This is a genomic window from Cupriavidus sp. H39, from assembly GCF_050271075.1.
GTDB classification, from domain to species: Bacteria; Pseudomonadota; Gammaproteobacteria; order Burkholderiales; family Burkholderiaceae; genus Cupriavidus; species Cupriavidus necator_B.
This window is the reverse complement of sequence record NZ_CP189848.1, coordinates 469,200-495,353: the sequence shown is the minus strand read 5'-3', so window position 1 is coordinate 495,353 and position 26,154 is coordinate 469,200. Positions and strand designations below refer to the sequence as shown.

28 protein-coding genes are annotated in these 26,154 nt (G+C 68.3%); 9 read left to right on the top strand and 19 right to left on the bottom strand.

Annotated features, from left to right (window positions below):
• Positions 1 to 34: 34 nt before the first annotated feature.
• The gene (gene pyrE, locus ACOCMH_RS17745) at positions 35 to 739 is read right to left on the bottom strand and encodes an orotate phosphoribosyltransferase (RefSeq protein ID WP_427312322.1); all 705 of its coding nucleotides are present in this window, start codon (positions 737 to 739) and stop codon (positions 35 to 37) included.
• A 27-nt stretch (positions 740 to 766) separates the two neighbouring features.
• On the opposite strand from pyrE, the gene ACOCMH_RS17740 reads away from it, so the two are divergent.
• Positions 767 to 1,543, top strand: a complete 777-nt coding sequence (locus ACOCMH_RS17740) for an exodeoxyribonuclease III (RefSeq protein WP_171518121.1) — start codon at positions 767 to 769, stop codon at positions 1,541 to 1,543.
• Positions 1,544 to 1,549: 6 nt separating this feature from the next.
• Here ACOCMH_RS17740 and ACOCMH_RS17735 read toward each other — a convergent pair whose 3' ends face one another.
• Both ACOCMH_RS17735 and ACOCMH_RS17730 read right to left on the bottom strand, forming a co-directional pair.
• The gene (locus ACOCMH_RS17735; RefSeq protein ID WP_427312321.1) at positions 1,550 to 1,948 is read right to left on the bottom strand and encodes a type II TA system antitoxin MqsA family protein; all 399 of its coding nucleotides are present in this window, start codon (positions 1,946 to 1,948) and stop codon (positions 1,550 to 1,552) included.
• 29 nt (positions 1,949 to 1,977) lie between these two features.
• On the bottom strand, positions 1,978 to 2,274 hold the full coding sequence (locus tag ACOCMH_RS17730; RefSeq protein WP_427312320.1) for a type II toxin-antitoxin system MqsR family toxin: 297 nt from the start codon (positions 2,272 to 2,274) through the stop codon (positions 1,978 to 1,980).
• A gap of 171 nt (positions 2,275 to 2,445) precedes the next feature.
• Here ACOCMH_RS17730 and argC point away from each other — a divergent pair, with 171 nt between their 5' ends.
• Positions 2,446 to 3,393, top strand: a complete 948-nt coding sequence (gene argC, locus ACOCMH_RS17725; protein ID WP_171518122.1) for an N-acetyl-gamma-glutamyl-phosphate reductase — start codon at positions 2,446 to 2,448, stop codon at positions 3,391 to 3,393.
• 67 nt (positions 3,394 to 3,460) lie between these two features.
• Here argC and ACOCMH_RS17720 read toward each other — a convergent pair whose 3' ends face one another.
• On the bottom strand, positions 3,461 to 5,560 hold the full coding sequence (locus ACOCMH_RS17720) for a S8 family peptidase (protein WP_427312319.1): 2,100 nt from the start codon (positions 5,558 to 5,560) through the stop codon (positions 3,461 to 3,463).
• Positions 5,561 to 5,654: 94 nt separating this feature from the next.
• Entirely contained in the window at positions 5,655 to 6,623 is a 969-nt protein-coding gene (locus ACOCMH_RS17715) for a M48 family metallopeptidase (RefSeq protein ID WP_427312318.1), read from the bottom strand.
• A gap of 99 nt (positions 6,624 to 6,722) precedes the next feature.
• Here ACOCMH_RS17715 and ACOCMH_RS17710 point away from each other — a divergent pair, with 99 nt between their 5' ends.
• The gene (locus ACOCMH_RS17710) at positions 6,723 to 7,982 is read left to right on the top strand and encodes a muropeptide transporter (RefSeq protein WP_427312317.1); all 1,260 of its coding nucleotides are present in this window, start codon (positions 6,723 to 6,725) and stop codon (positions 7,980 to 7,982) included.
• Between the two features lie 21 nt (positions 7,983 to 8,003).
• On the opposite strand, the gene ACOCMH_RS17705 is transcribed toward ACOCMH_RS17710, so the two are convergent.
• The gene (locus ACOCMH_RS17705) at positions 8,004 to 8,852 is read right to left on the bottom strand and encodes an acyl-CoA thioesterase (protein WP_427312316.1); all 849 of its coding nucleotides are present in this window, start codon (positions 8,850 to 8,852) and stop codon (positions 8,004 to 8,006) included.
• 119 nt (positions 8,853 to 8,971) lie between these two features.
• A complete protein-coding gene (locus ACOCMH_RS17700; RefSeq protein ID WP_427312315.1) occupies positions 8,972 to 9,859 on the bottom strand; it encodes a DMT family transporter in 888 nt (295 codons plus the stop codon).
• Positions 9,860 to 9,970: 111 nt separating this feature from the next.
• Between ACOCMH_RS17700 and ACOCMH_RS17695 the strand changes: the two genes are divergently transcribed.
• Positions 9,971 to 10,885, top strand: a complete 915-nt coding sequence (locus ACOCMH_RS17695; protein ID WP_427312314.1) for a LysR family transcriptional regulator — start codon at positions 9,971 to 9,973, stop codon at positions 10,883 to 10,885.
• Positions 10,886 to 10,889: 4 nt separating this feature from the next.
• On the opposite strand, the gene metW is transcribed toward ACOCMH_RS17695, so the two are convergent.
• The 5 genes from metW to argB all read right to left on the bottom strand — a co-directional run bounded on the left by metW (position 10,890) and on the right by argB (position 15,554).
• Positions 10,890 to 11,501 carry a methionine biosynthesis protein MetW gene (gene metW, locus ACOCMH_RS17690; RefSeq protein WP_013955295.1) on the bottom strand — a complete coding sequence of 204 codons (612 nt, stop codon included), beginning with the start codon at positions 11,499 to 11,501 and terminating at the stop codon, positions 10,890 to 10,892.
• Entirely contained in the window at positions 11,498 to 12,679 is a 1,182-nt protein-coding gene (gene metX / locus ACOCMH_RS17685) for a homoserine O-succinyltransferase MetX (protein ID WP_427312313.1), read from the bottom strand. The genes metW and metX overlap by 4 nt, the downstream gene beginning before the upstream one ends.
• Before the next feature lie 276 nt (positions 12,680 to 12,955).
• On the bottom strand, positions 12,956 to 13,618 hold the full coding sequence (gene slmA / locus ACOCMH_RS17680) for a nucleoid occlusion factor SlmA (RefSeq protein WP_427312312.1): 663 nt from the start codon (positions 13,616 to 13,618) through the stop codon (positions 12,956 to 12,958).
• Complete coding sequence (locus tag ACOCMH_RS17675) at positions 13,615 to 14,565, bottom strand: pyrimidine 5'-nucleotidase (RefSeq protein WP_427312311.1); 951 nt, start codon at positions 14,563 to 14,565, stop codon at positions 13,615 to 13,617. The genes slmA and ACOCMH_RS17675 overlap by 4 nt, the downstream gene beginning before the upstream one ends.
• Before the next feature lie 71 nt (positions 14,566 to 14,636).
• Complete coding sequence (argB, locus tag ACOCMH_RS17670; RefSeq protein ID WP_010813296.1) at positions 14,637 to 15,554, bottom strand: acetylglutamate kinase; 918 nt, start codon at positions 15,552 to 15,554, stop codon at positions 14,637 to 14,639.
• A 371-nt stretch (positions 15,555 to 15,925) separates the two neighbouring features.
• On the opposite strand from argB, the gene ACOCMH_RS17665 reads away from it, so the two are divergent.
• The gene (locus ACOCMH_RS17665) at positions 15,926 to 16,177 is read left to right on the top strand and encodes a cysteine-rich CWC family protein (RefSeq protein ID WP_427312310.1); all 252 of its coding nucleotides are present in this window, start codon (positions 15,926 to 15,928) and stop codon (positions 16,175 to 16,177) included.
• Here ACOCMH_RS17665 and ACOCMH_RS17660 read toward each other — a convergent pair.
• Complete coding sequence (locus tag ACOCMH_RS17660) at positions 16,126 to 16,680, bottom strand: DMT family transporter (RefSeq protein ID WP_427312309.1); 555 nt, start codon at positions 16,678 to 16,680, stop codon at positions 16,126 to 16,128. The two genes, ACOCMH_RS17665 and ACOCMH_RS17660, sit on opposite strands and share 52 nt — an antisense overlap.
• 93 nt (positions 16,681 to 16,773) lie before the next feature.
• Between ACOCMH_RS17660 and ACOCMH_RS17655 the strand changes: the two genes are divergently transcribed.
• The gene (locus ACOCMH_RS17655) at positions 16,774 to 17,709 is read left to right on the top strand and encodes a LysR family transcriptional regulator (protein WP_427312308.1); all 936 of its coding nucleotides are present in this window, start codon (positions 16,774 to 16,776) and stop codon (positions 17,707 to 17,709) included.
• Between the two features lie 174 nt (positions 17,710 to 17,883).
• Here the strand turns inward: ACOCMH_RS17655 and ACOCMH_RS17650 are convergent, their stop codons facing one another.
• A complete protein-coding gene (locus tag ACOCMH_RS17650; protein ID WP_427312307.1) occupies positions 17,884 to 18,375 on the bottom strand; it encodes a copper chaperone PCu(A)C in 492 nt (163 codons plus the stop codon).
• Positions 18,376 to 18,561: 186 nt separating this feature from the next.
• Here ACOCMH_RS17650 and ACOCMH_RS17645 point away from each other — a divergent pair, with 186 nt between their 5' ends.
• Positions 18,562 to 19,953 (top strand): ATP-binding protein, encoded by a 1,392-nt coding sequence (locus tag ACOCMH_RS17645; RefSeq protein ID WP_427312306.1) that lies wholly within the window; start codon positions 18,562 to 18,564, stop codon positions 19,951 to 19,953.
• Positions 19,950 to 20,561 carry a response regulator transcription factor gene (locus ACOCMH_RS17640; protein WP_427312305.1) on the top strand — a complete coding sequence of 204 codons (612 nt, stop codon included), beginning with the start codon at positions 19,950 to 19,952 and terminating at the stop codon, positions 20,559 to 20,561. The genes ACOCMH_RS17645 and ACOCMH_RS17640 overlap by 4 nt, the downstream gene beginning before the upstream one ends.
• A gap of 72 nt (positions 20,562 to 20,633) precedes the next feature.
• Here the strand turns inward: ACOCMH_RS17640 and ACOCMH_RS17635 are convergent, their stop codons facing one another.
• The 5 genes from ACOCMH_RS17635 to ACOCMH_RS17615 all read right to left on the bottom strand — a co-directional run bounded on the left by ACOCMH_RS17635 (position 20,634) and on the right by ACOCMH_RS17615 (position 25,491).
• Positions 20,634 to 20,927 (bottom strand): hypothetical protein, encoded by a 294-nt coding sequence (locus ACOCMH_RS17635; RefSeq protein ID WP_427312304.1) that lies wholly within the window; start codon positions 20,925 to 20,927, stop codon positions 20,634 to 20,636.
• 210 nt (positions 20,928 to 21,137) lie between these two features.
• A complete protein-coding gene (hslU, locus tag ACOCMH_RS17630; RefSeq protein WP_171518139.1) occupies positions 21,138 to 22,469 on the bottom strand; it encodes an ATP-dependent protease ATPase subunit HslU in 1,332 nt (443 codons plus the stop codon).
• Positions 22,470 to 22,544: 75 nt separating this feature from the next.
• Positions 22,545 to 23,081 (bottom strand): ATP-dependent protease subunit HslV, encoded by a 537-nt coding sequence (hslV, locus tag ACOCMH_RS17625; protein ID WP_427312303.1) that lies wholly within the window; start codon positions 23,079 to 23,081, stop codon positions 22,545 to 22,547.
• Between the two features lie 232 nt (positions 23,082 to 23,313).
• Positions 23,314 to 24,300 (bottom strand): tripartite tricarboxylate transporter substrate-binding protein, encoded by a 987-nt coding sequence (locus ACOCMH_RS17620; RefSeq protein WP_427312302.1) that lies wholly within the window; start codon positions 24,298 to 24,300, stop codon positions 23,314 to 23,316.
• A 291-nt stretch (positions 24,301 to 24,591) separates the two neighbouring features.
• The gene (locus ACOCMH_RS17615) at positions 24,592 to 25,491 is read right to left on the bottom strand and encodes an alpha/beta fold hydrolase (RefSeq protein WP_427312301.1); all 900 of its coding nucleotides are present in this window, start codon (positions 25,489 to 25,491) and stop codon (positions 24,592 to 24,594) included.
• A 104-nt stretch (positions 25,492 to 25,595) separates the two neighbouring features.
• Between ACOCMH_RS17615 and ACOCMH_RS17610 the strand changes: the two genes are divergently transcribed.
• Positions 25,596 to 26,132 carry a Fur family transcriptional regulator gene (locus ACOCMH_RS17610; protein WP_427312300.1) on the top strand — a complete coding sequence of 179 codons (537 nt, stop codon included), beginning with the start codon at positions 25,596 to 25,598 and terminating at the stop codon, positions 26,130 to 26,132.
• The last annotated feature ends 22 nt before the right edge of the window (positions 26,133 to 26,154 follow it).

Genomic DNA, 26,154 nt, shown 5'->3' with positions numbered 1-26,154 from the left:
CGCTGGTTGCCAACGCCCACCGTCATTAGCGGTTTCAAACGCCGTAGCGTTGCCGATAGGCCGCCACGGCCTCGCGCGACGCGCCCAGCGTCGGATCCTGCGAGGCATCGAGATAGGCCAGCAGGTCCTTCAGGCTGGCGATGGCAATCACCGGGATGCCGAATTCGCGCTGTACGTCCTGCACCGCCGAATGCGTGCCGACCTGCTCGGCGGTGCCGCTCTTTTCCATGCGGTCCAGCGCGATCAGCACTGCGGCCGGCTCGGCGCCGGCGGCGCGGATCAGGTTGACCGATTCGCGTACCGAGGTGCCGGCCGAGATCACGTCGTCGACAATCACCACCTTGCCCTGCAGTTTCGCCCCGACCAGCGTGCCGCCTTCGCCGTGGTCCTTGGCTTCCTTGCGGTTGTACGCGAAGCCGACGTCACGTCCCATGCCCGCCAGCGCCACCGCGGTGGCCGACGCCAGCGTGATGCCCTTGTATGCCGGCCCGAACAGCACGTCGAACTGCACACCCGAGGCCAGCAGGGTTTTCGCATAGAATTGCGCCACCTGGCCCAGCATCCCGCCCTGGTTGAACAGGCCGGCGTTGAAGAAGTAAGGCGATTTGCGGCCGGCCTTGGTGACGAACTCGCCGAACGACAGCACGCCCGCGTCGAGCGCAAAGCGGATAAAAGTCTGGCTGAGATCGTCACCCGCGGTACCCGCGCTACCGGCGGGCGCATTCTGCTGCGTCATCATTTCTCTCTGAATTCAAAATTTCCCCGAATGTTACGGATTATCAGCGCCAACCTCAACGGCATCCGCTCCGCGTCCAAGAAGGGCTTTTTCGACTGGATGGGCAAGCAAGACGCAGACATGGTCTGTGTGCAGGAACTGAAGGCGCAGGCCGCCGACATGACGGAAGCGTTCCTGGCACCACATGGCTACCACGGCTTTTTCCATTACGCCGAGAAGAAAGGCTATAGCGGCGTCGGTCTCTACACCCGCCACAAGCCCGAGCGCGTGATCACCGGCTTCGGCAATACGGAGTTCGACAGCGAGGGCCGCTATGTCGAAGTGCAGTATCCGCATCTGGCTGTGATTTCGGTGTACGTGCCCTCCGGCTCCAGCGGCGAGGAACGCCAACTGGCCAAGTTCCGCTTCATGGAGGCCTTCCTGCCGCACCTGCTGCAACTGAAGGCCAGCGGGCGCGAGATCGTGCTGTGCGGCGACGTCAACATCGCGCACAAGGAGATCGACATCAAGAACTGGAAGGGCAACCTGAAGAACTCAGGCTTCCTGCCGGAGGAGCGTGCCTGGATCGGCGAACTGTTCGACGTGCACGGCTATGTCGACGTGTTCCGCAAGCTGGATCCGCGGCCGGACCAGTACACCTGGTGGAGCAATCGCGGCCAGGCTTATGCCAAGAACGTGGGGTGGCGCATCGATTACCACCTCGCCACGCCGAAGATCGCCGATACCGCGCACCTGTGCTCGATCTACAAGGACGAGAAGTTCAGCGACCACGCGCCGCTGTCGATCGACTATAACTTTCCGCTCTGACAGCGGTCACGTCGCCCGGATCTCGGCAAGCAGTTCCGGGTGACGATCGAGCAGCTTCAGCAGCTTCACCAGGGCCAGTGGCGGCTTGGTCCGCCCGGTTTCGTACCTCGAGAACGCATTGACGCCGCCACCAAAGATTTCGGCGGCTTCCCGCTGGTCCAGATGGAGCTTCTTTCGCACTTCGGTGATATAGGCGGGATCGACAAGGGCGGCATTGACCTGCTTGTTGAAAGCAAGCATCGCGTCGCTGACCCAGTCGCTGTCACGGGGCAGCACCCCCTCGCCGCACTTGGGACACCATTGGCCCCGTACATTGCCAATCACAGTGGTTTCGCCGCGATACGTATAGGGCATGTCGCGCATTTCTGCCACCAGTTCCGCACCACCGCACTCGGGACACTTCATCCGCTCTCCTAGATTTTCCGTACCGGCTGCTACTTTGGCTTGAAGGAAACGACCAGCACCTCACTGGTGACCGTCAGCTTCACATACAAGGCGCCATGCCTCGTGATGGGCCTGTAGACGTCCTGCCAGACTCGATGGTCTTCATGCGTTGTCATGCTTTTGTAGAAATCTGCCGGGCAGAGCTGCATCACAATTTCGCGAACACCATGCCAACGCAGGCCCATCATGGCCGCATGGGAGTAAGCCGCATAGGTCAATTCCATCTTGCCGGCCGCCACAAGGCCCTGCACATGCCTCAGCTTGTAGTGTGCCGTCCCTTTCTCCATGAAAATTAACCTACTTGGTTATATCCTGCAACCGCGGAACTGCGCCAGATCGCAAGCCTTGCCTCGGTACAAACCCTGCGACGCGCCCTCATCCCCGCTACAATGCAGGTTCCCCGCCGTGGTCGGCAGGGGACATTTCGCATTTCCCGCACCTCATTGAGCGAGTCAGCCATGGTTTTCAAAGTGTTCGTCGATGGTCAGGAAGGCACCACCGGTCTCCGGCTGCTTGACTATCTCTCGGGTCGTTCCGACGTGGAACTGCTGCGCATTGCCGACGACAAGCGCAAGGACCCGGCCGAACGAGCACGCTTCCTGAACGCCGCCGACGTCGCCTTCCTGTGCCTGCCCGACGTGGCCTCGCGCGAGGCGGTATCGCTGGTGACCAATCCGGACACTTGCGTGATCGACGCCAGCACGGCGTTCCGCACCGCTGACAACTGGGCCTACGGCCTGCCCGAACTGGCGCGCGGCCAGCGCGAGAAGATTCGCGCCAGCAAGCGCATCGCGGTGCCGGGCTGCCACGCCAGCGCCTTCGTGCTGGCGGTGCGCCCGCTGGTGGATGCCGGCGTGCTGCCGGCCGACTACCCGCTGTCGGCGTTCTCGCTGACCGGCTACAGCGGCGGCGGCAAGTCGATGATTGCCGAGTTCGAGGCCGGCGGTAACCCGAAGCTGGACAGCCCGCGTCCTTACGCGCTGGGCCTGGAGCACAAGCACCTGCCGGAAATGCGTGTGCAGGCCGGCCTGGCGCAGGCGCCGATCTTCAACCCGATCGTCGGCGATTTCCTGAAGGGCCTGGCGGTGACGGTGCCGGTGTTCGCGAACCGGCTGGCGCGCAAGGTCAGCCCCGAGCAGATCGTCGAGATCTATCGCCAGCACTATGAAGGCGAGCAGTTCGTGCGCGTGATGCCGTACAACAGCGCCGACAACCTCGACGGCGGTTTCTTCGATGTGCAGGCCAACAACGACACCAACCGCGTCGACCTGTTCGTGTTCGGCAATGCCGAGCGCCTGAACCTGGTGGCGCGCCTGGACAACCTGGGCAAGGGCGCGGCAGGCGCGGCGGTGCAATGCATGAATGTGCATGTGGGCGCCGACGAAGCCAGCGGACTGCGCGCCTGAGGCTTCTGCCCACGCGCGTAAAAAAAGCCGGCGATGCCGGCTTTTTTGTTGGTCGGGTCGCTGCGGCTTACACGCGTTGCAACGCACGCAGCGCATCGACCAGCCCGGCCCCCTGGAAGGCGCGCTCGCGCCCCAGGTCCGTGGCCGCGCCGCACAGGATGGCCTTGACCGTCTCCGGCTGGCCCATCAGTTCATTGTTGCGCGACAGCAGCAAGGCTGCGACGCCGGACACGTGCGGCGCCGCCATGCTGGTGCCATCCATCGACGCCAGCGTGCCGCCGGGCACGGTCGAGGTGATCTTCTCCCCCGGCGCGACCAGGTCGGGCTTGATGCGGCCATCGCCAGTGGGACCGTGGCTGGAAAAGTAGGAAATGCCGAACCGGTAGGGATCGGTACGATGGGTCGCGCCCACCGTGATCACGGCCCTTGCGTTGCCCGGATCGGTGATGGTCTGGCCCCGGAAGCCCGCACCCATGTGTTCGGCGGCGAAGGCCTCGTCGTAGCCGTAGTTGCCGGCCGCCACCACCACGATCACGCCGCTGGCCACCAGGCGGTCGCACTCGACGCACACCGGCGTGCTGCCGCAGGCATAGCTGCGCACGTCGTGGCGCAGCGCCACGCTCAGGTTGATGCCATGCACCGATTGCCGGTCGCGGCTCTGGTTGAGCCAGCGCACGTACTGCAGCGCGCCCAGGATGCCGAACTCGTCGCCCCGGCCCTGCGCGTCGAAAATGCGCAGGTCCAGCAGTCCGATGCGCGGGCAGATGCCGCTGACGTCGCCGGCTTCGGCCAGTTCGGGCGGCAGCGGCATGGGATCGGGCCGCGCCAGGTAGGCCGACGAGGGCCAGCCGGCGCCGATGATGCCCGCCACATGCGTGCCATGGCTGCCGCCAGGGGCCACGTACTGCGCCGGATCCTCGTGGCTGATTTCGAGCAGCGGCTCGATCACCGACCAGTCGATGATGCGTCCATGCGCCAGGTCATTGGCAATCGCGTCGATCCGCTGCCTGAGTTCCGCCTCGCCAGGCACCCGCTTGCCCTTGGGCATGGGCGGCAGGCGGCCGCTGGTGATCGCCGACAGGCGCGTGAAATCCAGCGTCCTGACCACGCGCGACAAGCGTGGGGCGATCAGCCCGTCGCGCACCGGCAGCGACCCGTCCAGCTTGGCCGGGTCGAAGAACGCCGGATGGCGGGCATCGATGCCGGAATCGATCACCGCCCAGCACACGCCCTGCCCGCCGGTATCGAACACGCGGATGGCCGCATCGGCCTTGACGGTCTTGCGCGAGGCGAACACCGCGTGCTCGGCCGGCCGGTTGACGGAGATGCGCCACAGCGGCGAGACGGCAGCGGCATTGGGGACGTCCCCGGCAGCCCTTCCCGACCCCATTCCCGCCGCCATTCCCGGAGCTACTCCGGCCGCCGGCGCGGCGGCCTCTGCATGATCCTCCTGCAGGCAAGCCCACAGCGTCCCCAGCACCTGGCGGCTGGCCTGCGTGACGCGCCGCGTCAGCCCGCCGGGCGGGAAGCTGTCGTCGCGCAGCCCCAGCAGCGTCAGCGCGACGTACTGCGCGGCGACATTGACCAGCCGCCCCAGCGCCTGCCCGGCCGGGGCAGCGAGGCCGCCAAAGCGGGTGCGCGACGCGGTGTAGCCGATGTCCTTGAAGCGGGCCAGCGCCGCCTCGCTGCCGACATGGGCCAGCACCGACTCGCCCAGCCAGCGCACCAGCGCCTCTCCGGTCAGGCTCAGCGCCAGCGCCCTGCGCGCGGCGGGCGTCCATTGCATGCCGGCCATCGGCACGCGCACCTCGCGATGCCACCAGGCCGTGAGCGGCAGCAGGCGCAGCATGTCGAAGAAGTCGATCTGCGCCAGCAGGTGCGATTCATTGGCGGCAAGAAAGCGTTGGCCGGCCTGGTCCGCCGGCCCCGCCAGCGCCGGCAGCCGCCGCAGCACCGCGGCGCGCAGCGCGGCTATGCCGGCGCCGTGGTGCGGGGTCAGCAGCAAGCCGCGCGGCACCTCGAACGATTCGCCGGACGCATACAGCAGCCAGACTTCGGAGCTGACCGGCAGATCGCTGGTAAAGCGGTCTGGCTCGGCCTCGCAGCCGGCGAAGATCAGCATATACGCGGCCCGCTGCTCCGACGGGGTCATGCGGTTCAGGCTCATGCGGGTCCCCCTGCGGTTGTCGCATTGTCGCTGGCGCCGGCGCCATGGCTTCAGGCCGCTGTCCGGGATGCGGCGTGGGTCGCCGCAACGGGCTTCAGCGCTTCAGCGGCTTTTGCCGGTCTTCGTCGCCGGCATCCACCGGCGCATCGCCAAGGCCCGTCATGTTGGCGCGGTACGGCGGCAGCTTGTCTACGGTGGTATTGATGGCGCGCGCGTACAGCGGCAGCACCTCGGGCATGTGCCTTTCCAGGTCAGCGATGCGGCTGCGCCCGGACGGATGCGTCGACAGGAACTCGGCGCCCGACTGCGATACCTTGCCCATCTTCTGCCATAGCGACACCGCCGCGCGCGGATCGTAGCCGGCGCGCGCGGCCACATCCATGCCGATCAGGTCCGCTTCGGACTCGTCCGAGCGTGAAAAACGCAGCGTCAGCAGGTGCGCGCCCGTGCCCAGCGCCATATTGCCGAGGTTGCCGAAGCCGAACAGCTGCGAGATCACGTTGGCGCCCAGGTTGGTGATCTCGGACTTGGCGGCGCGCTCGCGCGCATGCTCCTGCAGCGCGTGCGCGATCTCGTGCCCCATCACCATGGCGACTTCGTCATCGGTCAGCTTGAGCTGGTCGAGCAGCCCGGTATAGACCGCGATCTTGCCGCCCGGCATGCAGAACGCATTGACCTGCTTCGAGCCGATCAGGTTGATTTCCCACTGCCACTGGCGCGCGCGCTCATTCCAGCGCGCGGTCTGCGGCAGCAGGCGCTTGCCGATGGCGCGCAGGCGGATCAACTGCGGATTGTTGTCGGCGGCGAGGGCGCGCTTGGCGATGGCCTCCTGCTTGAGCTGCTCGTACTCCTGCGCGGCCTGCTGCTCGATCACCTCGGCCGGCACGATGTTGCGCACTGCGGAGCCGCCGGGGTTGAGCCGGATGCCGCCGGCACCGGGGTCCTGCGGCTGCGCCAGCGCCGGCAAGCTGCCGGCGAGCGGCAGCACGGCCGCGGCCAGCACCAACGCGCGGGCCAGGCGCAGTCTGGAAGGACGCTGAACACCATGCGAGGGGCGAAGCATGTGCGATTCCTTGGGCGCAATCGGAGAGTGGGCAAACCGGTGGTGCAATAATACACGGCGCCCGCGCAGCCGCGCGGGCGGCACACCGCCGCCCCATCCATGAATTTCCAGACCTATCTCGATATCTTCCGCAACCGCCGCATCGGCGCCATGCTGATGCTGGGCTTTGCCTCCGGGCTGCCGCTGGCGCTGACCTCGGGCACCTTGCAGGCATGGATGACGGTCGAAGGGCTGGATCTCAAGACCATCGGCTTTTTCTCGCTGGTCGGCCAGGCCTATATCTTCAAGTTCCTGTGGGCGCCGCTGATGGACCGCTACACGCCGCCGCTGCTAGGGCGCCGGCGCGGCTGGCTGCTGCTGACGCAGGCCGGGCTGGTGCTGGGCATCGCCGGCATGGCGTTCTGCCCACCGCAACAGGCACTGTGGACGCTCGCGGCGCTGGCCACGCTGGTGGCATTCCTGTCGGCCTCGCAGGACATCGTCTTCGACGCCTACAGCACCGACGTGCTGCGCCCGGCCGAGCGCGGCGCCGGCGCGGCGGTCAAGGTGCTGGGCTACCGGCTGGCGATGCTGGTCTCGGGCGGCCTGGCGCTGTGGCTGGCCGACCGCGTGCTGGGCTGGCAGCAGACCTACCTGCTGATGGCGGCGCTGATGGGCGTGGGCATGCTGACGCTGCTGTGGGCCCCGGAGCCCGATGTGCCCGCGCGCGCGCCGCGCTCGCTGGAAGAGGCGGTGACGGGCCCGCTGCGCGACTTCTTCGCGCGCCCGGGCGCATGGTGGCTATTGCTGCTGATCGTGCTGTACAAGCTTGGCGACGCCTTTGCCGGCAGCCTGTCGACCACCTTCCTGATCCGCGGCGTCGGCTTCTCGGCGGGTGAGGTCGGCATCGTCAACAAGACCCTGGGGCTGGCCGCGACGATCATCGGCGCGCTGTTCGGCGGCACGCTGATGGTGCGCCTCGGCCTGTATCGCTCATTGATGCTGTTCGGCGTGCTGCAGGCGGTGTCGAACCTCGGCTACTGGATCCTGGCGGTGACACCGCCGCACCTGTGGACCATGGGCGCGACCATTGCGGTCGAGAACCTGTGCGGGGGCATGGGCACCGCGGCCTTCGTCGCGCTGCTGATGACGCTGTGCAACCGCTCGTTCTCGGCCACGCAGTACGCGCTGCTGTCGGCGCTGGCGTCGGTGGGCCGGGTCTACGTCGGGCCGACGTCCGGCTATATGGTCGAGGCCTGGGGCTGGGCGCCGTTCTATCTGGGCACCGTGGTGGTGGCGCTGCCCGGCGTGATGCTGCTCTGGGCCATGCGCCACACCGTGCACCGCTACGAGGCCCAGGCGCGCGAAGCGGTCGCCTGAGCGGGCGCCCGGCCGCTTCCTCTATTCCTTGTAGTAGACGATCTGGTGCGAGCTGGCGATCAGTTCGCCCGCTGCGCTCCACAGCTGCGCGCGCTGGTCGAAGAAGCCCTGCCGGAACACCTGCGCCTGCGCGCTGGCCAGCACATGGCTGTCGCCCAGCGCGGCCAGCGTGGCCGCGTCCGCATGGAAATACGTGGTCATCGAAACCGTGCCGGCCGGCACGAAACCCGCGCGCTTGAGGAAGATGCGCGGGTAGAAGCTGTCGGCCCACGCCGCCACCGCGGCAAAGTCCGGCGTGCGCGCCGGCGCATCGCGCAGCCAGAACTGGGTCAGGCTGTCCGGATGCTCGGTGCCCGCCTCGGCGTTCGGCTTCGCGCCGCGCACCGGACGCATGTCGTAGGACTTGAGCCAGCGCACCGGCGCAAACCCGCCCATGCCCGGCAGCGTCTCGGCGGCCGGCACCGCCGGCATCACGGCTTCGCCACAGGCCCAGGTCTCGCGCCGCACGGCAAACATCGCGGTCGCGGTGGTGGCAACGGCATCGCCCTGGCGCAGTTCCAGTGTCCAGTGCTGGGTCGAGCGGTTGGTGCGCACCGGGCGCGCCTCGATCTCGAACGGGCCTTCGGCGATCGGGCCGGCAAAGTTGACCGTCAGCGAGACCGGCTCGCCCAGGCGCTGCGGATGGTTCATCGCCGCCTGCAGCAGCGTGGCGGCCGTAATGCCGCCGAACGGGCCGATCATGTTCCAGTACGCCGGCGTGGTGCGCCCCTGGAAGCGGTGTTCGCCGGCCGGCGTCAGTGCCAGTGCGTCGTCGAAGGGATGGAGCGGGCTGGCGGCGGGGGCCGCGGGGGTCTGGGGCGCAGTGGACATGGCGGATGCAGGAAGATGTGTGTCGTGGAATCGAACGATCGTTCGCTTTAGCTGCCTACACTAACCGTAGTCAGCATTGCGGTCAAGTGACAGTCTTCCCGCCTTTGCACGCCGCCGCATCAACTCCGCACCCGGCGCCGCAAGGGCAGCGCCCAGCCAAGCTGGTTGGCGACCACGCCCAGCAACACCAGCGCCATGCCGGCCACCTGCAGCGGCCCCAGCACCACGCCGAAGACCATCACGTCGATGACGATCGCCACCAGCGGATAGATGAACGAGAGCGTGGCGATCGACAGCACCGAAAGCCGCTGGAAAGCGCCATACAGCAGCGTGTACATCACGCCGGTATGCACCAGTCCGAGCGCCAGCAGCGCGGCCCAGGTGCCGGCGCCATAGCTGCCCGCCGCCGGATGCGCCAGCGGCGCCAGCATCAGCACGCCCAGCACCATCTGCAGCCCCGCGATCTGGCCTGGCGGGATGGCCTGCAGCCGCCGCGTGGCGAGGGTCGTCACAGCGTACAGCAGAGCCGCGAGCAACCCCAGGCCGATACCGGCGAGCATCGACGCGCCGCTGGCGCCGTGCTCCAGCCCGGTAATCAGCATGACGCCGGCAAAGGCCAGCACCAGCCAGGGCAGGCGGGCAAACGGGAACGGCTCGCGCTGCAGCACCGACGTCAGCAGCAGCAGGAAGAACGGCTGGGTGTGGTAGACCACCGTGGCAATGGCGATGCCGCTGTACCCATACGCCGAGAACAGCGCCAGCCAGTTGAGTACCAGCGTGATGCCGCCCAGCGCCAGCCAGCCCAGCTGGACGCGGCTCATGCGCACCCAGCCACGCTGCAAGGTCAGCGCGCCGAGCAGCGCGAGGCCGCCGAACAGGCAGCGGAAGAACACCACATCGAGCGGCGGCTGGCCGCTGGTGACCACGAACCAGCCGATGGTGCCGGACAGCACCATGGCCGCGACCATGCGCCAGGCGCCGCCGGGCAGGGGTTGTTGCGAAGGCATGAAGAACTCCGGTCTAGCGAATGCCCGCATTGTTTCACTCGTCGCTCATGTCAACAATGTAGTCGTGGCTCAATTAGTATTTGACTACAGGTCAAAGACGGGGGATTCGGCATGATGGATGCACCACTCAATGCGATGGCGGTATTTGCCCGCGTGGTCGAGTGCGGCAGCTTCTCGGCTGCCGCGCAAGACCTTGGCATGACCCCGTCGGCGGTCAGCCGCCATGTCTCGCGATTGGAGGCCAGGCTCGGCGCGAGCCTGCTGCAGCGGACCACGCGCGCATTTGCGCTGACCGAGCTGGGGCAGTCGGTCTACGCCGCCTGCGCGCGCCTGACCGCCGCCGCGCGCGAGGTCACCGCGCTGGCCGGCGAGCATGGCGGCGCGCCGCAAGGCGTGCTGCGCGTGAGCGCGCCGGTCTCGTTCGGCCAAGCGTGGCTGGCGCCGCGGCTGCCGCCGTTGCTGGCGAAGTACCCCGGGCTGGACCTGCAGCTGACCCTGGCCGACCGCATGGTCGACCTCGTGGAAGAGGGCCTGGACGTGGCCGTGCGCATCGCCCGCGAATTGGACCCGGGGCTGGCGGCGCGCCCGCTGCGCGAGGTGCGCTACCGGCTGGTGGCCTCCCCTGCTTACCTGGCGCGCCATGGCGCGCCGGCCACGCCGGCCGACCTGCCGGCGGCGCGCTGCCTGTACCTGGGCTACGGCAATTTCGGCGAACGCTGGACCCTGCGCCACCAGGCCGGCGGCGACAAGGTCGAGGTGCGCATCCCGCCGCGCCTGACGCTGAACAACAGCCTGGCGATCATGAGCATGGTGGAACGCGACGCCGGCATCGGCCTGGTGCCGGATTTCTCCCTCGGCGATGCGCTGGAGCAGGGCCGGGTCGTCACCGTGCTGGCCGACTGGGACATCCTCGAGCCCTACATCGGCACGGCCTACGCGGTCTATACGCCCACACGGCATGTAGCGCCCAAGGTGCGCGCCTTTGTCGACCACCTGGCCGGCACCGCCGGCGACACGCCGCGCTGAGGCCTCAGGCCGCGCAGACCCGGTACACCGCCAGGCTGCCGCGCCAGTTGCCGCCCCAGTTGACCGTCACGCCCTCGTGCATCACGACGCGGTCGATCACGCGCAGGCCGACCTTGGGCGCGAGGGCCTCGAAATCGCTGATGGTCAGCACGCGCACGTTGGGGGTGTTGTACCACTGGTAAGGCAGCGACTCCGACACCGGCATGCGGCCGCGGAACACCGACAGCCGGTGCGGCCAGTAGCCGAAGTTCGGGAACGACACGATGCACTCGCGCCCCACCCGCAGCGTGTCGCGCAGCACCTGCGCGGTGTTGTGGATGGTCTGCAGCGTCTGCGACAGGATCACCGTGTCGAAGCTCTTGTCCTCGAACAGCGCCAGGCCGCCTTCCAGGTTCTGCTGGATCACATGCACGCCCTTCTGCGCGCAGGCCAGCACCCCTTCATCGCGGATTTCGATGCCGTAGGCCTGCACGTCGAGCTCGTCCTGCAGCACGCGCAGCAGGCTGCCGTCGCCGCAGCCCAGGTCGAGCACGGTGGAATTGGGTTCGATCCAGCGCGCGATGGCGCGGAAGTCGGGGCGCAGCGCCAGGATATTGGGATTGGCCAGGGCGTTCATGCGCCGATCTCCTGGGCGATGCGGTCGTAATAGGCGCGCATCAGGTTGTGATAGCGCGGGTCGTCGAGCAGGAAGGCGTCGTGGCCGTGCGGCGCGTCGATCTCCGCGTACGAAACCGGGCGCTTGTTGTCCAGCAGCGCCTTGACCAGTTCGCGGCTGCGGCTGGGCGCGAAGCGCCAGTCAGTGCCGAAGCTGGCCACCAGGAAGCTGGCCTTGGTCTGCGCCATCGCGCGCGTGAGGTCGCCGCCGTGGGCCAGCGCCGGATCGAAGTAATCGAGCGCGCGCGTGATCAGCAGGTAGGTGTTGGCGTCGAAGTATTCCGCGAACTTGTCGCCCTGGTAGCGCAGGTAGCTCTCCACCTGGAACTCGACGTCGAACGAAAAGCGGATGTCCTCGCTCTTGAGCTCACGGCCGAATTTCTCGGCCATGTCCTCGTCCGACAGGTAGGTGATATGGCCGATCATGCGCGCCACGCGCAGGCCGCGCTTGGGCTTGACGCCATGCGCGTAGTAGTTGCCGCCGTGGAAGTCCGGATCCGACAGGATCGCGCTGCGCGCGACTTCGTTGAAGGCGATGTTCTGTGCCGACAGCTTGGGCGTGGACGCGATCACGATGCAGTGGCGCAGGCGGTCCGGGTACATCAGGCTCCAGGCCACCGCCTGCATGCCGCCCAGGCTGCCGCCCATCACCGCGGCGAACTGCGCGATACCGAAGGCGTCGGCCACGCGCGCCTGCGCATTGACCCAGTCTTCCACCGTCACCACCGGGAACGCCGCGCCATAGGGCGCGCCGGTGGCCGGGTTCGGGCTCATCGGCCCGGTCGAGCCGAAGCACGAGCCCAGGTTGTTCACGCCGATGACGAAGAAGCGGTTGGTGTCGAGCGGCTTGCCGGGCCCGACCATGTTGTCCCACCAGCCCACGTCGCGCGGGTCTTCGGCATAGACCCCGGCCACATGGTGCGAGGCGTTCAGCGCGTGGCAGACCAGCACCGCGTTGGAGCGGTCCGCGTTGAGCGTGCCGTAGGTCTCGACCATCAGGTCGTAGCCCGCAAGGGACGAGCCGTTGCGCAGCTTCAGCGGCTCGGCAAAGTGCATGCGCTGCGGCGCGACCACGCCGACGGAATCGGGCGGCAGGTCGAACGCGGCGGGCGCGGCGGTCGGCAGGGCGACATCAGTCATGGAATCCGGCCCGTGGCGAACGGGCATAAAAAAACCCGACCGGCATTTGCGTATGAAGCGTCGCAGCCAAGTCGGGATTCGCTGGATTCCTTGCGGGATTCCGCGTGCCGGCGCCATCCACTGCCGTGGTGGCATGGGGCGCCGACCCAACCTCTTTAGCCGCATTTATAGTGGCAAGCCGTGGACCTTGGTCCCGTAGCTGCCGCGCGCCCGCAAGCCAGTCATCAAATCGGCGCGACCGGGCAATTATAGAGCAATCGGCCCGGCCGGTTGCATTCAGCCCAGCAGCACGCGCAAATGCGCCTCGGCATGGTCCGATGGCGACTTGCGGAAGCCGCTCTTGGCATAGCGCTGCCACTGGCCCTGCACCGCCGCCATGACCAGCGCGGCGCGCGCGGGGATATCGGCATCCGCGGGGAACGCGGCTTGCGTCACCGCCACCTTCAGGCACTGGCGCAGCGAGGCCTCGATGCGGTCCACCAGCTGGTTGATGCGCTCCTGCAGCCGTTCGTGCTCGCCCACCAGCGCCTCGCCGGTCAGCACGCGCGTCATGCCCGGGTTCTTTTCCGCGAACGACAGCAGCATGCGCACGATCGCGTGCGCCTGGCGCAGGCCGTGCTCTTCCTTGTCGGTGATCTGGTTGATCAGGCCGAACACGGTCTGCTCGATAAAACCGATCAGCCCTTCGTACATCTGCGCCTTGCTGGCGAAATGCCGGTACAGCGCCGCCTCGGACACGCTCAGCCGCGCGGCCAGCGCCGCGGTGGTGATCTTCTCCCCGCGCGGGTGCTCCAGCATGGTGGCCAGCGTCTGCAGGATCTGCACGCGGCGCTCGCCCGGGCGCGGACGCTTGCGCGCCGGCGCGGCCGGCTGCTGGTCGGCCTCGTGCTCGCTGCCTGTGATGACGGCCTCTGGTTCGCGCCCGTTGCTTTGCGTCATGACCCGGTTCTCCGCATTCGTCGTTGGAGTTGATGCATCGATTGTACTTTTATGTCCACATAGGCCGGCCGGTTCGGCACGCGGGCGCGCACGCGCGGCACGTTGTCGGGCTGCGCCTGCGGCGCCTGGGTCTCGGCGGCCACCAGCGTGACCGAGCGCTCCTGCACCGCGTGGCCGGCATGGCGGCGGTCCTCGGCTTCCAGCGTCGAGCGTACCGCGGCGTCGCGCCGACTGCCGTCGTCATGGGCGGCAGCGGCCGCGGCGGGCACCGCGTGCGGGCGCGATGGCGCGAGCGTGCGCAGGTAGCCGGTCACCCACGCGGTGCGGATGCCGGTGCCGGCATAGCGCTTGAGATGCGACACGGTGTCTTCGACCAGCACCGCGCGATGCGGCGCGATGCGCGCCTGCGCCAGCAGCCGGCGCAGCATGCGGCGGTCCGGCTTGGGCCGCAGGTGGCCATGCACCCACATCTGCTCGATCGCCACCACGCGCTCGAAGCAATGGCGGATGCCGGCGATCTCGAGCACCGCGCGCGCATAGTCCTGCGGCGCGTTGGTGACCAGGATCTTGCGCCCGGGCAGGCGCCGCAGGTGCGCGGCCAGGCCGCGCCGCACCCGCACCATGTCGGCCAGTTCGGGGAATTCGTGCGCGGCGCGCAGGAAGTCGGCCGGGTCCACCCCGTGGTGCCGGATCATGCCGAGCAGCGTGGCGCCGTAGCGCTGCCAGTAGTCCACGCGCACGCGGCTGGCGGTGGCCTCGTCGCAGCCGAGCACGCGCGCCACGTAGGCGGTCATCTGCCGGTTGATCGCCGGGAAGATCGCGTGCGAGGCGTCGTGCAGCGTATTGTCGAGATCGAACAGCCAGACCGTGCCGCCCGAGGTATCGCCCGCGGGGCGGCGGCGGAGGCGAGCGCGGACACGGCGCGGTGAGGGAAGACTGGAAGGCACGCCGGGCAACTCGGAGGTAGTGGGATATGCCGGGACGGGCGGCCGTGGCCGGGGCCGCCCCGGGGTTCCGCTCAGTGCGAGCGGATCATGGTGCCGAAGGCCTGCTCGGTCAGGATTTCCAGCAGCAGCGAATGCTCGATGCGGCCGTCGATGATGTGCACCGAATGCACGCCGCTCTTGGCCGCGTCCAGCGCCGACGAGATTTTCGGCAGCATGCCGCCCGAGATGGTGCCGTCGGCGAACAGTTCTTCGATCTCGCGCGCGGACAGGTCGGTCAGCAGGTTGCCCTTCTTGTCCATCACGCCCGGGATGTTGGTCATCATCACCAGCTTCTCGGCCTTCAGGATCTCGGCCATCTTGCCGGCGACCACGTCGGCGTTGATGTTGTACGCCTGGCCGTCGTCGGAGAAGCCGATCGGCGAGATCACCGGGATGAAGGCGTCGTCCTGCAGCGCCTTGACCACCGCCGGGTTGATCGCCTCGATGTCGCCGACATAGCCGATATCGATGAACGCGCCGGGGTTCTCGCGGTCGGGCATCTGCAGGCGCTTGGCGCGGATCAGGCCGCCGTCCTTGCCGGTCAGGCCCACCGCCTGGCCACCGTACTGGTTGATCAGCATCACGATGTCCTGCTGGACTTCACCGCCGAGCACCCACTCGACCACTTCCATGGTCTCTTCGTCGGTGACGCGCATGCCCTGCACGAAGGTGCCGACCTTGCCGACCTTCTTCAGCGCCTCGTCGATCTGCGGGCCGCCGCCGTGCACCACCACCGGGTTCATGCCGACCAGCTTGAGCAGGATCACGTCGCGCGCGAAGCCGTGCTTGAGCTTCTCTTCGGTCATGGCATTGCCGCCGTACTTGACCACGATGGTCTTGCCGTGGAACTTGCGGATATACGGCAGGGCCTCGGCGAGAATCTCGGCTTTCAGCGCGGGAGCAATGGCGGCCACCGTGGTTGCGGCAGGCCCGGGGTTGTCGGCGTTCATGGGGGACATCCGTGAGAATCAACAGGTATGATGGCTAAGCGGCCGCGTCCCCGGGGGGAAGCCCGACGGAGCGCCCACGGGGATCGCCCGAAAGTGCGCCATCCGGCCACGGCAGGCGCCGATTTTACAAGAAACCGCGCGGGGCGCGAGCGCGCCGGCCCAAGGTGGCGCGGTGAACCGGCTGCAAGCGGCCTGCGGGGCACCAGGGCGTTCCGTCCATGCAACAAGCGCACTGCCCGCTCAGTCCACCTACTCAGCCATTTGGCCCGCGCCGCGGCGCAGTGTTCCCGAATCCTTGCCATCATGTCCGCAGCCATCCGCCGCCTGCCCTACCGGACCCGCGCCGTCGCGCCAGCGCAGCGGAGGCGGCCGTGAGCGACGCCCGCGCGGTGCTGACCGGCCAGTTGCGGCCCGTCGAACATTGCAGCCGCTGCGGCGCCGGCTTTGTCTGCGGCTACGTAGCGGGGCTGCCGGCGTGCTGGTGCGCCAGCCAGCCGCTGCTGCCTTCGCGGCAGATTGTGCCCGGCCAGCACTGCCTGTGCCCGGCCTGCCTGGCGCTGCGGCGGGCGGATCAGACGCCGGATTCCGCACCCGCTTCCGTGCCCGATCCGGCGGCCGGCTGACGCGCCGGCGCGGAGGCCGCGCCGTTGTCCCACTGCATCGCCAGCATCCCGGCCACGATCAGCGCGGCGCCGGCCAGCCGCGCCGGCGTGAGCGCGCGCACCGCAAACCCGGCCAGGCCGAACTGGTCCACTAGCAGCGCGGCCAGCACCTGCCCGGCCACCACCGCGGCAATGAAGCCGGCAGCGCCCAGCCTGGGCGCCATGATCAGCGCGGCCGAGATATAGAACACCCCCAGCACCCCGCCGCTCCAGAGCCAGGCCGGCGCACGCGCCAGCGCTGCCGGGGCCGGCAGCGGTACCCGCATCAGCCACAGCACGGGCAGCAGCGCCAGCAGGCTGACCAGCAGCGACACCAGCGTGGCCGACAGCGGATGCCCGAGCGTGCGCCCCAACGTGGCGTTCGCCCCGGCCTGAAACGGGATCGCAGCACCGGCCAGCACGGCGGTGCCAAGCGGCAGCCAAAGGGAAACCGGGATCGAAAACGGCAACGAGATACCTGACATGGCGCGCTCCATCGGGCAAGATGCGATGCCAGCAGTTTGAAATATCGCTTTGCGAATTTCCAATTCTGCTTTCGTACGTTTAATATTCGCCGAATGAATAGCCTACGCGGAATCGACCTCAACCTGCTGGTGGTGCTGGAAGCGCTGCTGGCGGAGCGCCATATCTCACGCGCCGCGCTGCGGTTGCACCTGAGCCAGCCCGCGGTCAGCCATGCGCTGGGGCGCCTGCGGCAGCTGCTCGACGATCCCATCCTGGTACGCGGCAAGGGCGGGCTGGTGCTGAGTGCGCGCGCGCACGAGCTGTCCGGCCCGCTGGCGGAGGCGCTGGCGCAGGTGCGCATCCTGCTGGGGCCAAGCGGCTTCCAGCCGGCCACCGCGCGGCGCACCTTCCGCCTGGCGATGTCCGATTACGGCGCGCTGGTGGTGCTGCCGCGGCTGCTGCGCGCGGTGCGCAAGGCCGCGCCCAATATCGACCTGGTGGTGTCGCAAGCCAGCCGCGAAGGCATGACGGCGCAGGTCGCCGATGGCGAGATCGACATGGCGCTGGGGGTGTTCAGCCACCAGCCAGAAGGCGTGCAGTCGGCCGAACTATTCCGCGAAAGCTATGCCTGCGCGGTGGACGCTGCCACCGTGCGCGACAGCGGCCGGCTCGACCAGGTGGCCTACCTGGCGCGCTCGCACGTGCTGGTAGCCACGCACAGCGAGCGCATGGACGCGATCGACACCGCCGTGGCAAAGCTGGGCGGGCGGCGCAAGATCGCCTGCGTGGTGCCGCACTGGAGCGTGGCGCCGGCGCTGATCGCCGGGACCAACCTGGTGCTGACCACGGCGCGGCGCAGCCTGGCCGCGCTGGAAGACGACCCGCGCTATGCCGTGTTCGCGCCGCCGTTCGCGCTGGACGATTTCACCTTCAGCATGATCTGGCACGAGCGCACCGAGGCCGATCCCGCCCACGCGTGGCTGCGCGAACGCGTGCTGGCCGCGGCCGCCGCTCAGGAATCGGAAGAGCCGATCAGCTTGCGCGGCTGACGGCGCCCGGGCGCTTTGGCTGGCGCCGGGGGCCGGGCATCGCGACGTTGCGCTGGCACGGCAGGCGGCCTGGCAGGCCGCGTGTCGCCGCGGAACACCATCTTCTGGCGGGTGCCGTGCTGCTTGTTGGCCATGTTGTCGAGTTGTGGCCGCCCGGTCCGGGCGGAGCGCCGGTCAGTGCATGTGGTCGCCGTGGCCAGCGTGCGCACCGCTGGCGGCGGCCGGCACCATGCTGCGCACTTCGGCCGTGACCTTCTGTTCGACCACCTTGCCGCCCTGCTCGATCTTCAGCGTGATGGGCACGGTATCGCCGGGCTTGAGCTGCCCTTTCAGGTCCATCAGCATCACGTGGTAGCCGCCCGGCTTCAGTTCGACGTTCTGCATTTTGGGCAGGTCCAGCGACTTGACCTGGCGCATGCGCATCACGTTGCCCTCCATCTTCATCTCGTGCAGCTCGGCCACCCCCACCGGCGACGAGACGCCGACCAGCTTCGCGTTCTCGTGCGCGTGCAGCACCATGAAGGCGCCGGAAGCGGTCTGGGTCGGCACCGTGCCGCGCACCCAGGCATTGCTGACATCGACCTGGGCCAACGCGGCGCCCGATGCCAGCGCGGCAGCCAGGGCGAAGGGTGCGGCCAGCGTGGCCGGGCGGAATTTGGCTTGCATCAAAGGCTCTCCTGAAAGCAGACATTAGACCATGGCAGGGACCGCACTGCCTGCGCCCGGCATGGCCACCAGGCGCGCACGATCGACCACGCAACCGGCCAGTCTGGCAGCCGGCGCTCCGGCACGCCAATGCGGCAAGGTGTCGCACGCGCCGGCGCCCCGCGGCGGCATTGATACACTCGCGCCATGAGCCCCGCCGCAGCCGTGCCCCGCTTGCCTGACTTCCCCTTCCTGTCGCCCCTGCCGGCCGCCAGTTCGGCACGCCATGGGCAGGTGACGCTGCGCCGGCTGTTCTGGCTGCGCTGGGCGCTGCTCGGCGGGCAGGCGCTGACCGTGCTGGTGTGCGAGCCGATTGCCGGCATCCGCCTGCCTTACGCGCCGCTGCTGGTGGTGCTGGGCCTGCAGGCGCTGTTCAACCTGCTCACCGGCCTGCGGCTGCGCCAGCACACGCGGCGCAACAGCGCGCCCGGCGAAGCCGAACTGATGGGCCAGTTGCTGGTGGACCTTACCGCGCTGTCGGCGATCCTGTTCTATACCGGCGGCGCGACCAACCCGTTCGTCTCGTTCTACCTGCCGGGGCTGGCCATCGCCGCGGCGATCCTGCCGTGGCGCCAGGTGATTGCGCTGGCGCTGTATGCGTTGGCCTGCTATACGGTGCTGCTGATCGAATACGTGCCGCTGGACCTGCACAACCCGGACAACGCGGTGAACTATCACCTGGCCGGCATGTGGCTGAATTTTGTCGCCAGCGCGGTGATGATCGCGCTGTTCGTGGCGCGCCTGTCCGGGGTGCTGCGCCAGCGCGAGGCGCAGCTGAACCTGGCGCGCGAGCAGCTGCTGCGCGAAGCGCGCGTCGAAGACCTGAACGGCCAGGCCGCCGCGGTCGCGCACGAGATCGGCACGCCGCTGGCCACGCTGGCGGTGATTGCCGGCGAGCTGCGCGCCGATGCCTCCGACCCGGGCCGCGGCGCCGCCACCATCAGCGGTTATCTGCCCGACCTGCAGACCATGGAGCAGCAGCTGGCGCTGTGCCGTTCGACGCTGGCGCGGCTGCGCGAAGATCCGGCCACGCTGGCGCCGCAGCGCATCGACGGCTGGCTGCCCGCCTTTGCCGAGCGCTGGCAGCTGCGCCATCCCAATGCCAGCCTGCAGGCCGTGGCCACGCCGGGCGCAGGCGCGCAAGCGGTGGAAACCGCGCGCGTCGGCCAGATCCTGACCATCCTGCTGGACAACGCCGCGCGCAGCCAGCAGGCCGCCGGGCGCGGCGCGCGGCCGCTGCAGCTGCAGATCGCCATGGCGCCGGGCAATACCGCGCCGTGGCTGTCGTTCCGCGTCGCCGACCAGGGCGACGGCATCCCCGAAGCGCTGCGCGGCCAGCTTGGCGAAACCCCGGTGGCCAGCCCGCACGGCGGCCAAGGCATCGGGCTGTACCTGGCGCAAAGCGCCGCCCGGCAGATGGGCGGCGAACTGGCCTGGCATGACCGTCCCGGCGGCGGCACCGTCGCCGAACTGCGCCTGCCCGCGCTCTTCACGCTTTCCGCAGCGGCGGCTGCCGCCACCATGCCCTCCACCCCATGACCGATACCCTTACCCCGGTACCCGAGGCCACCGCACCGGCCGGCACGCCCTTCCTGGTGATCGACGACGACGAAGTCTTTGCCGGCACGCTGGCGCGCGCGCTGATGCGCCGCGGCTATGCCGTGGCGGTGGCGCATGACGGCCGCGCCGCGCTGGCGCTGGCGGCGCGCACCGACTTTGCCTACGTCACGCTGGACCTGCACCTGGAGCCGCCGCCCGAGGCCGGCAGCACCGCGCCCGCCGAGTCCGGGCTGCAGCTGGTGGCGCCGCTGCGCCAGGCCCTGCCCGACGCGCGCATCCTGATCCTGACCGGCTACGCCAGCATCGCCACCGCGGTGGCGGCGGTCAAGCAAGGCGCGGACGAATACCTGGCCAAGCCCGCCAATGTCGATTCGATCCTGACCGCGCTGACTGCGGGCGTATCGGAAGACGCGGCGCAGGCGGCGCTGGAAGAGCCCGTGCCGCTGTCGGTGGCACGGCTGGAATGGGAACATATCCAGCGCGTGCTGGCCGAGCATGGCGGCAATATCTCGGCCACCGCGCGGGCGCTGAACATGCACCGGCGCACCTTGCAGCGCAAGCTGGGCAAGCGGCCGGTATCACGCTGAAGGCACTGAAAGAACTCCGGCCAAGCAAAAGGCCGCGCACGAGCGCGGCCTTTTGCCTGGCGTGGCGGCGCCTTACAGGCGCAGCTGGACGTAGTCCCAGTCCAGGCCCTCGGCACCGTCCGGCGGCGTGCCGCTGTCGGCGATGCGCATGGCGTCGCCGGCATGGCGATCCGCCAGCGTGAACAGCGCGCCCGAATCCAGTGCCAGCGTCGCCGCCGCAGCAGCCGCCGCGCCAATGGTGCCCGACTGCGCGGCTGCGGCAGCCGGGATCGCCGGACGGACGCAAAGGAAGGCCGTGGCGGCCGCCAGCGCGGCCAGCAGGCCGCCCGTGGCCAGCACCACCCGGCGGGTCTTGTAATGGACCATGTGATTTCTCCTGCCAGTGGGTTGAGGGGGATGCGGTGGCTCCCGCACCGGTCAATCGACCGTCAAGGTGCGCAAGGGTCGCATCGCACGGCAACGCCGGCCAGCGGGCTTACCAATGCTTACGAGGATTACCGGGCTGTGGCAGGTGGAAACGCACGGACATGAAAAAGGCGCACCGCGGTGCGCCTTCCGTTTGGGTGGCTGCGGGCCTTACAGCACGTAGCGCGACAGATCCTCGTTGCCGGCCAGGTCGCCCAGCCGCTCTTCCACATACGCCGCATCGATCGTCACGGTTTCGCCCGACGACTTGGTGGCGTGGAATGACAGGTCCTCGAGCAGGCGCTCCATCACCGTATAGAGCCGGCGCGCGCCGATATTCTCGACCTTCTCGTTGACCGAGAACGCAATCTCGGCAAGCCGGCGGATGCCGTCCGGCGCGAACACCAGGCTGACCTCTTCCGTGTTCAGCAGGGCCTGGTACTGCTTGGTCAGGCTGGCATCGGTCTGCGTCAGGATGGCCTCGAAATCCTGGACCGACAGCGATTCGAGTTCCACGCGGATCGGGAAGCGGCCCTGCAGCTCGGGGATCAGGTCGCTCGGCTTGGACAGGTGGAACGCGCCCGAGGCGATGAACAGGATGTGGTCGGTCTTGATCATCCCGTACTTGGTGTTCACCGTAGTGCCCTCGACCAGCGGCAGCAGGTCGCGCTGCACGCCCTGGCGCGAGACCTCGCCGCCGCCGATATCGCTACGGCTGGCGATCTTGTCGATCTCGTCCAGGAACACGATGCCGTTCTGCTCGACATTGGCGATGGCCTTGTGCTTGAGCTCCTCGTCGTTGACCAGCTTGGCGGCCTCTTCGTCGATCAGCAGCTTGAAGGCTTCCTTGACCTTCATCTTGCGGCGCGCCTTCTTGCCCTGGCCCAGGCCGGCAAACATGGTGCGGATCTGTTCGGTCATGTCTTCCATGCCCGGCGGGCCCATGATGTCCATGCTGGGCATGCCGGCGGAGACCTCGAGCTCGATGTCCTTGTCGTCGAGCTGGCCTTCGCGCAGCTTCTTGCGGAACACCTGGCGCGTGTTGGAATCCTTCTCTTCCGGCTGCGAGAAACCGATATCGCGCGGCGGCGGCAGCAGCACGTCGAGCAGGCGGTCCTCGGCGGCGTCCTCGGCCTTGGTGCGCACCTTCTTCATCTCGGACTCGCGCGTCTGCTTGATCGCCATCTCGGCCAGGTCACGCACGATGGTGTCGACGTCGCGGCCCACGTAGCCCACCTCGGTGAACTTGGTCGCCTCGATCTTGATGAAGGGCGCGTCGGCCAGCTTGGCCAGGCGGCGCGCGATCTCGGTCTTGCCGACGCCGGTCGGCCCGATCATCAGGATGTTCTTGGGGGTGATTTCCTGGCGCAGGGGCTCGGCCACCTGCTGGCGGCGCCAGCGGTTGCGCAGCGCCACCGCCACGGCCTTCTTGGCCTTGTTCTGGCCGATGATGTGCTTGTCGAGTTCGGAAACGATTTCCGACGGGGTCATGGTGTGCGACATGGTATCCGTTCAGTTGGGACGCAGGGGGCGCAGGGGCGCGCAGCCCGATGGCCGGCACCCGCGTGTTCCAGCGGCTTATTCCAGCGTCTCGATGACGAAATTGGTGTTGGTGTAGATGCAGAGTTCGCCGGCGATGGTCAGCGCCTTCTCGACCACGTCCTTCGGCGCCATCTCGGTGTTTTCCACCAGCGCCTTGGCCGCCGACTGCGCATACGCGCCGCCCGAGCCGATCGCGGCGATGCCGCCTTCGGGGTCGAGCACGTCGCCGTTGCCGGTGATGACCAGCGTGGTGCCGCGGTCGGCGGTGATCAGCATGGCCTCGAGCCGGCGCAGCGCGCGGTCCGAGCGCCAGTCCTTGGCCAGGTCGACCGCGGCGCGCGTCAGGTTGCCCTGGTATTTCTCCAGCTTGGCCTCGAAGCGGTCCAGCAGCGAGAAGGCGTCGGCGGTGCTGCCGGCAAACCCGACCAGTACCTTGCCGTTGTAGATGCGGCGCACCTTGCGCGCGGTGCCTTTCATCACGATATTGCCAAGCGTGACCTGCCCATCACCGCCCAGCGCGACCTGATTGCCGCGGCGGACGCTTACGATGGTAGTGCCGTGATACTGTTCCATGGTGGCTTCCGTGAATATGTCAGGACCGTAGTTGGCGACGCCCCCGCCCGGTTTCAAGCCCTGTCGCGCACCCGGGGCGCGGTGGCAAGTCTGACCAATATAGGACGCGCGCCGAGGCGCTGCCGGCGCCGTCACGGAAAACAAAAAGGGCCATGCGCAAGCGCATGGCCCCTGTGGCGAACGCCGGTCATTTGCCGACGCGCCGCATGAATCACTCCACTCGATCCCCTGATCAGTCCGCGTACACGCCGGCCTTCTTGATGACCGGGGTCCACTTGTTGATCTCGGCGCCCAGGTAGGTGCGCAGCGATTCCGGCGTGGCGCGCTGCGCCGGCACGGCCTCGGCGCCCAGCTCGGCCATCTTGGCGCGGAAGGTCGGGTCGGCCACGGCCTTCTGCAGCGCGGCCGAGAGCTTGTCGATCACCGGCTTGGGCGTGCCCTTGGGCGCGTACATGGCGTGCCAGACCTTCACTTCGATTCCGGGCAGGCCCTGCTCGGCCGCGGTCGGGATATCCTTGAACGCTTCCACGCGGCGTGCCTGCATGGCCGCGTACGGCTTGACCGAATGGGCCTTGAGATGGCCGGCGAGATTGGTGGTCTGGTCGCACAGCAGGTTGACCTGGCCGCCGAGGATATCGGTCAGCGCCGGCGCGGCGCCCTTGTACGGCACGGTGGTCAGCTCGGTCTGGATCGCGCTCTGGAACAGCAGGCCGCACAGGTGCGAGGCCGAGCCGATGCCGGCGTTGGCCAGCGACAGCTTGCTCGCGTTGGCCTTGAGGTACGGCAGCAATTCCTTGAAAGTGTTCGGCGGCAGCGACTTGTTGCCGACCAGGATCATCGGCACGTCGGCGATCTCGCCGACCATCTCGAAGTCCTTGAGCGGATCGAAGCCCAGGTTGCGGTACAACGCCGGGGCCGTGGCCATGCCGATATGGTGGATCAGGATGGTGTGGCCGTCGTTCTTGGACTGGGCCACCTTCTTGGCGCCGATGGTACCGCCGGCGCCGCCGAGGTTTTCGATCACGATGGTCGAGCCCAGGTGCTTGGACATAATCGCGGTCAGCTCGCGCGCGACCTTGTCGGTCGGGCCGCCCGCTGCGAACGGCACCACGGCCGATACCGGCTTGCCGCCCGGATATTCCTGGGCGTATGCGCCCGTTGCCACCCCCATCGCGCTGACTGCCATAGCGGCCGCGACCATCTTTGCCACGCGTTTCATGCTTTCTTCTCCTGGTTCCCGGTAATACCCGTCTGCAATGCATCGCCGCCGGCCCGACGCCCGCCTGTGCGGGGGACGCTGCTGGCGCGGCTCTGTGGCCGCGCTTGGACCATGCCGGCCGGCACCGCTGCCCCGCCGTAAACGGCAAGGGCGGGGATTGATGTTAGCAACAGCAGACAATAGCCAGGTATAGGGGCTAACCCGCCTGCAATCCGCGGCATATGGCGGGAAACGCGGAAAATATGGCAGCAATCCTCGCCAAAGGCATGCGTTGGCGACAGCCGTCACCGGCTAACGGAAGAAACCGAGCATTTCCTCCAGCAGCGGCTCAGGGGCTTCTTCGGGGATGTAATGGCCGCAGGCCAGCGCGTGGCCGCTCACGTCGGTGGCCACTTCCTGCCACAGCGCCAGCGGCTCGAAACAGCGCGCCACCACGCCGTGCTCGCCCCACAGCACGCGCAGTGGCAGCGCCAGGCGGCGCCCGGCTTCGCGGTCGGCGCGGTCGTGCTCCAGGTCGATGGTGGCGGCGGCGCGGTAGTCCTCGCACATCGCGTGCACGCGGGCCGGGTCACGCATCGCCGCGGTGTAGGCCGCCATCGCGTCGGGGGCAAACGCCGCCAGGCCGGCGTGGCGCAGGCCCATCAGCTTCTGGATATAGAAATCCGGCTCGGCGTTGATCAGCGTCTCGGGGAACGGCGTCGGCTGGATCAGGAAGAACCAGTGCCAGTAGGCGGCGGCAAAGGCCATGCTGGTGCGCTCGTACATCGCCAGCGTGGGCGCGATGTCGAGCAGCATGGCGCGGCTGACCGCCTCGGGATGGTCCATGCACAGCCGGTGGGATACGCGCGCGCCGCGGTCATGGCCGCACAGCGCAAAGCGCGGGAAGCCAAGGGCCGCCATCAGCGCCACCTGGTCCTGCGCCATGGTGCGCTTGCTGTAGCGCTCATGCCCGGCATTGCCCGGCGGCGCCGCGCTGCTGCCATAGCCGCGCAGGTCGGTGGCGATCACCGTGAAGTGGTCGGCCAGCGCGGGCGCGACCCGGTGCCAGATCAGGTGGCTTTGCGGGTGGCCATGCAACAGCAGCAGCGGCGGCCCCGAGCCGCCCCGCACCCCGGCGATCTCGACCTCGCCGACCTGCTGCCGGAACGGTTCGAAATTCGGGAACAGCAGCGCGCTCGCGTCATTCAGCATGGGGGTCTCCGCTTAGTGGTCCAGTGCCGATCATAGGCGCAATCCGCCGCCCCGGCTGACGCAACTGAATTGCATCAACCGGAGGGCTATGGTTAAATCCGGCCATGACCCGTCCCAGTCCGGACCGGCCGGCCGTGGCGCCGGAACCGGCAATCCCGACCCCGGCGGCCCAGGAGGCCGCCCATGAGCGCCTGCGCCAGCTGGGCGCGCGCGTGACCCAGCCACGGCTGTGTATCCTGGCCTGCCTGATCGGCAGCGATGAGGCGCTGACGCACCAGGCCGTGATCGACCGGCTGCCCGATGCCGGCGAAACTATTGACCGCGTCACCGTCTACCGCGTGCTGGACTGGCTGGTGGACCAGGGGGTGGCGCAGAAGCGCGCCGGCAACGACCGCGTGTTTCGCTTCAGCCTGGTCGAGCACGAGGCCGCGCGCGCGCAGGAGCATCGCCAGCACAGCCATTTCCACTGCACCCGCTGCGACCGCACCTTCTGCCTCGACGATGCCGGCACGCCGGCGCAGCCAGTCGCGCCGCGCGTGCCCAGCGGCTTTGCCATCGAACATGTCGAACTGACCGTGAACGGGGTCTGCGCCGAATGCGGCAAGCGGCCGCCGGCCGCGCCCCGCGGCGCTTCGCACTGAATGGTCCACGAAACCGTCCGCA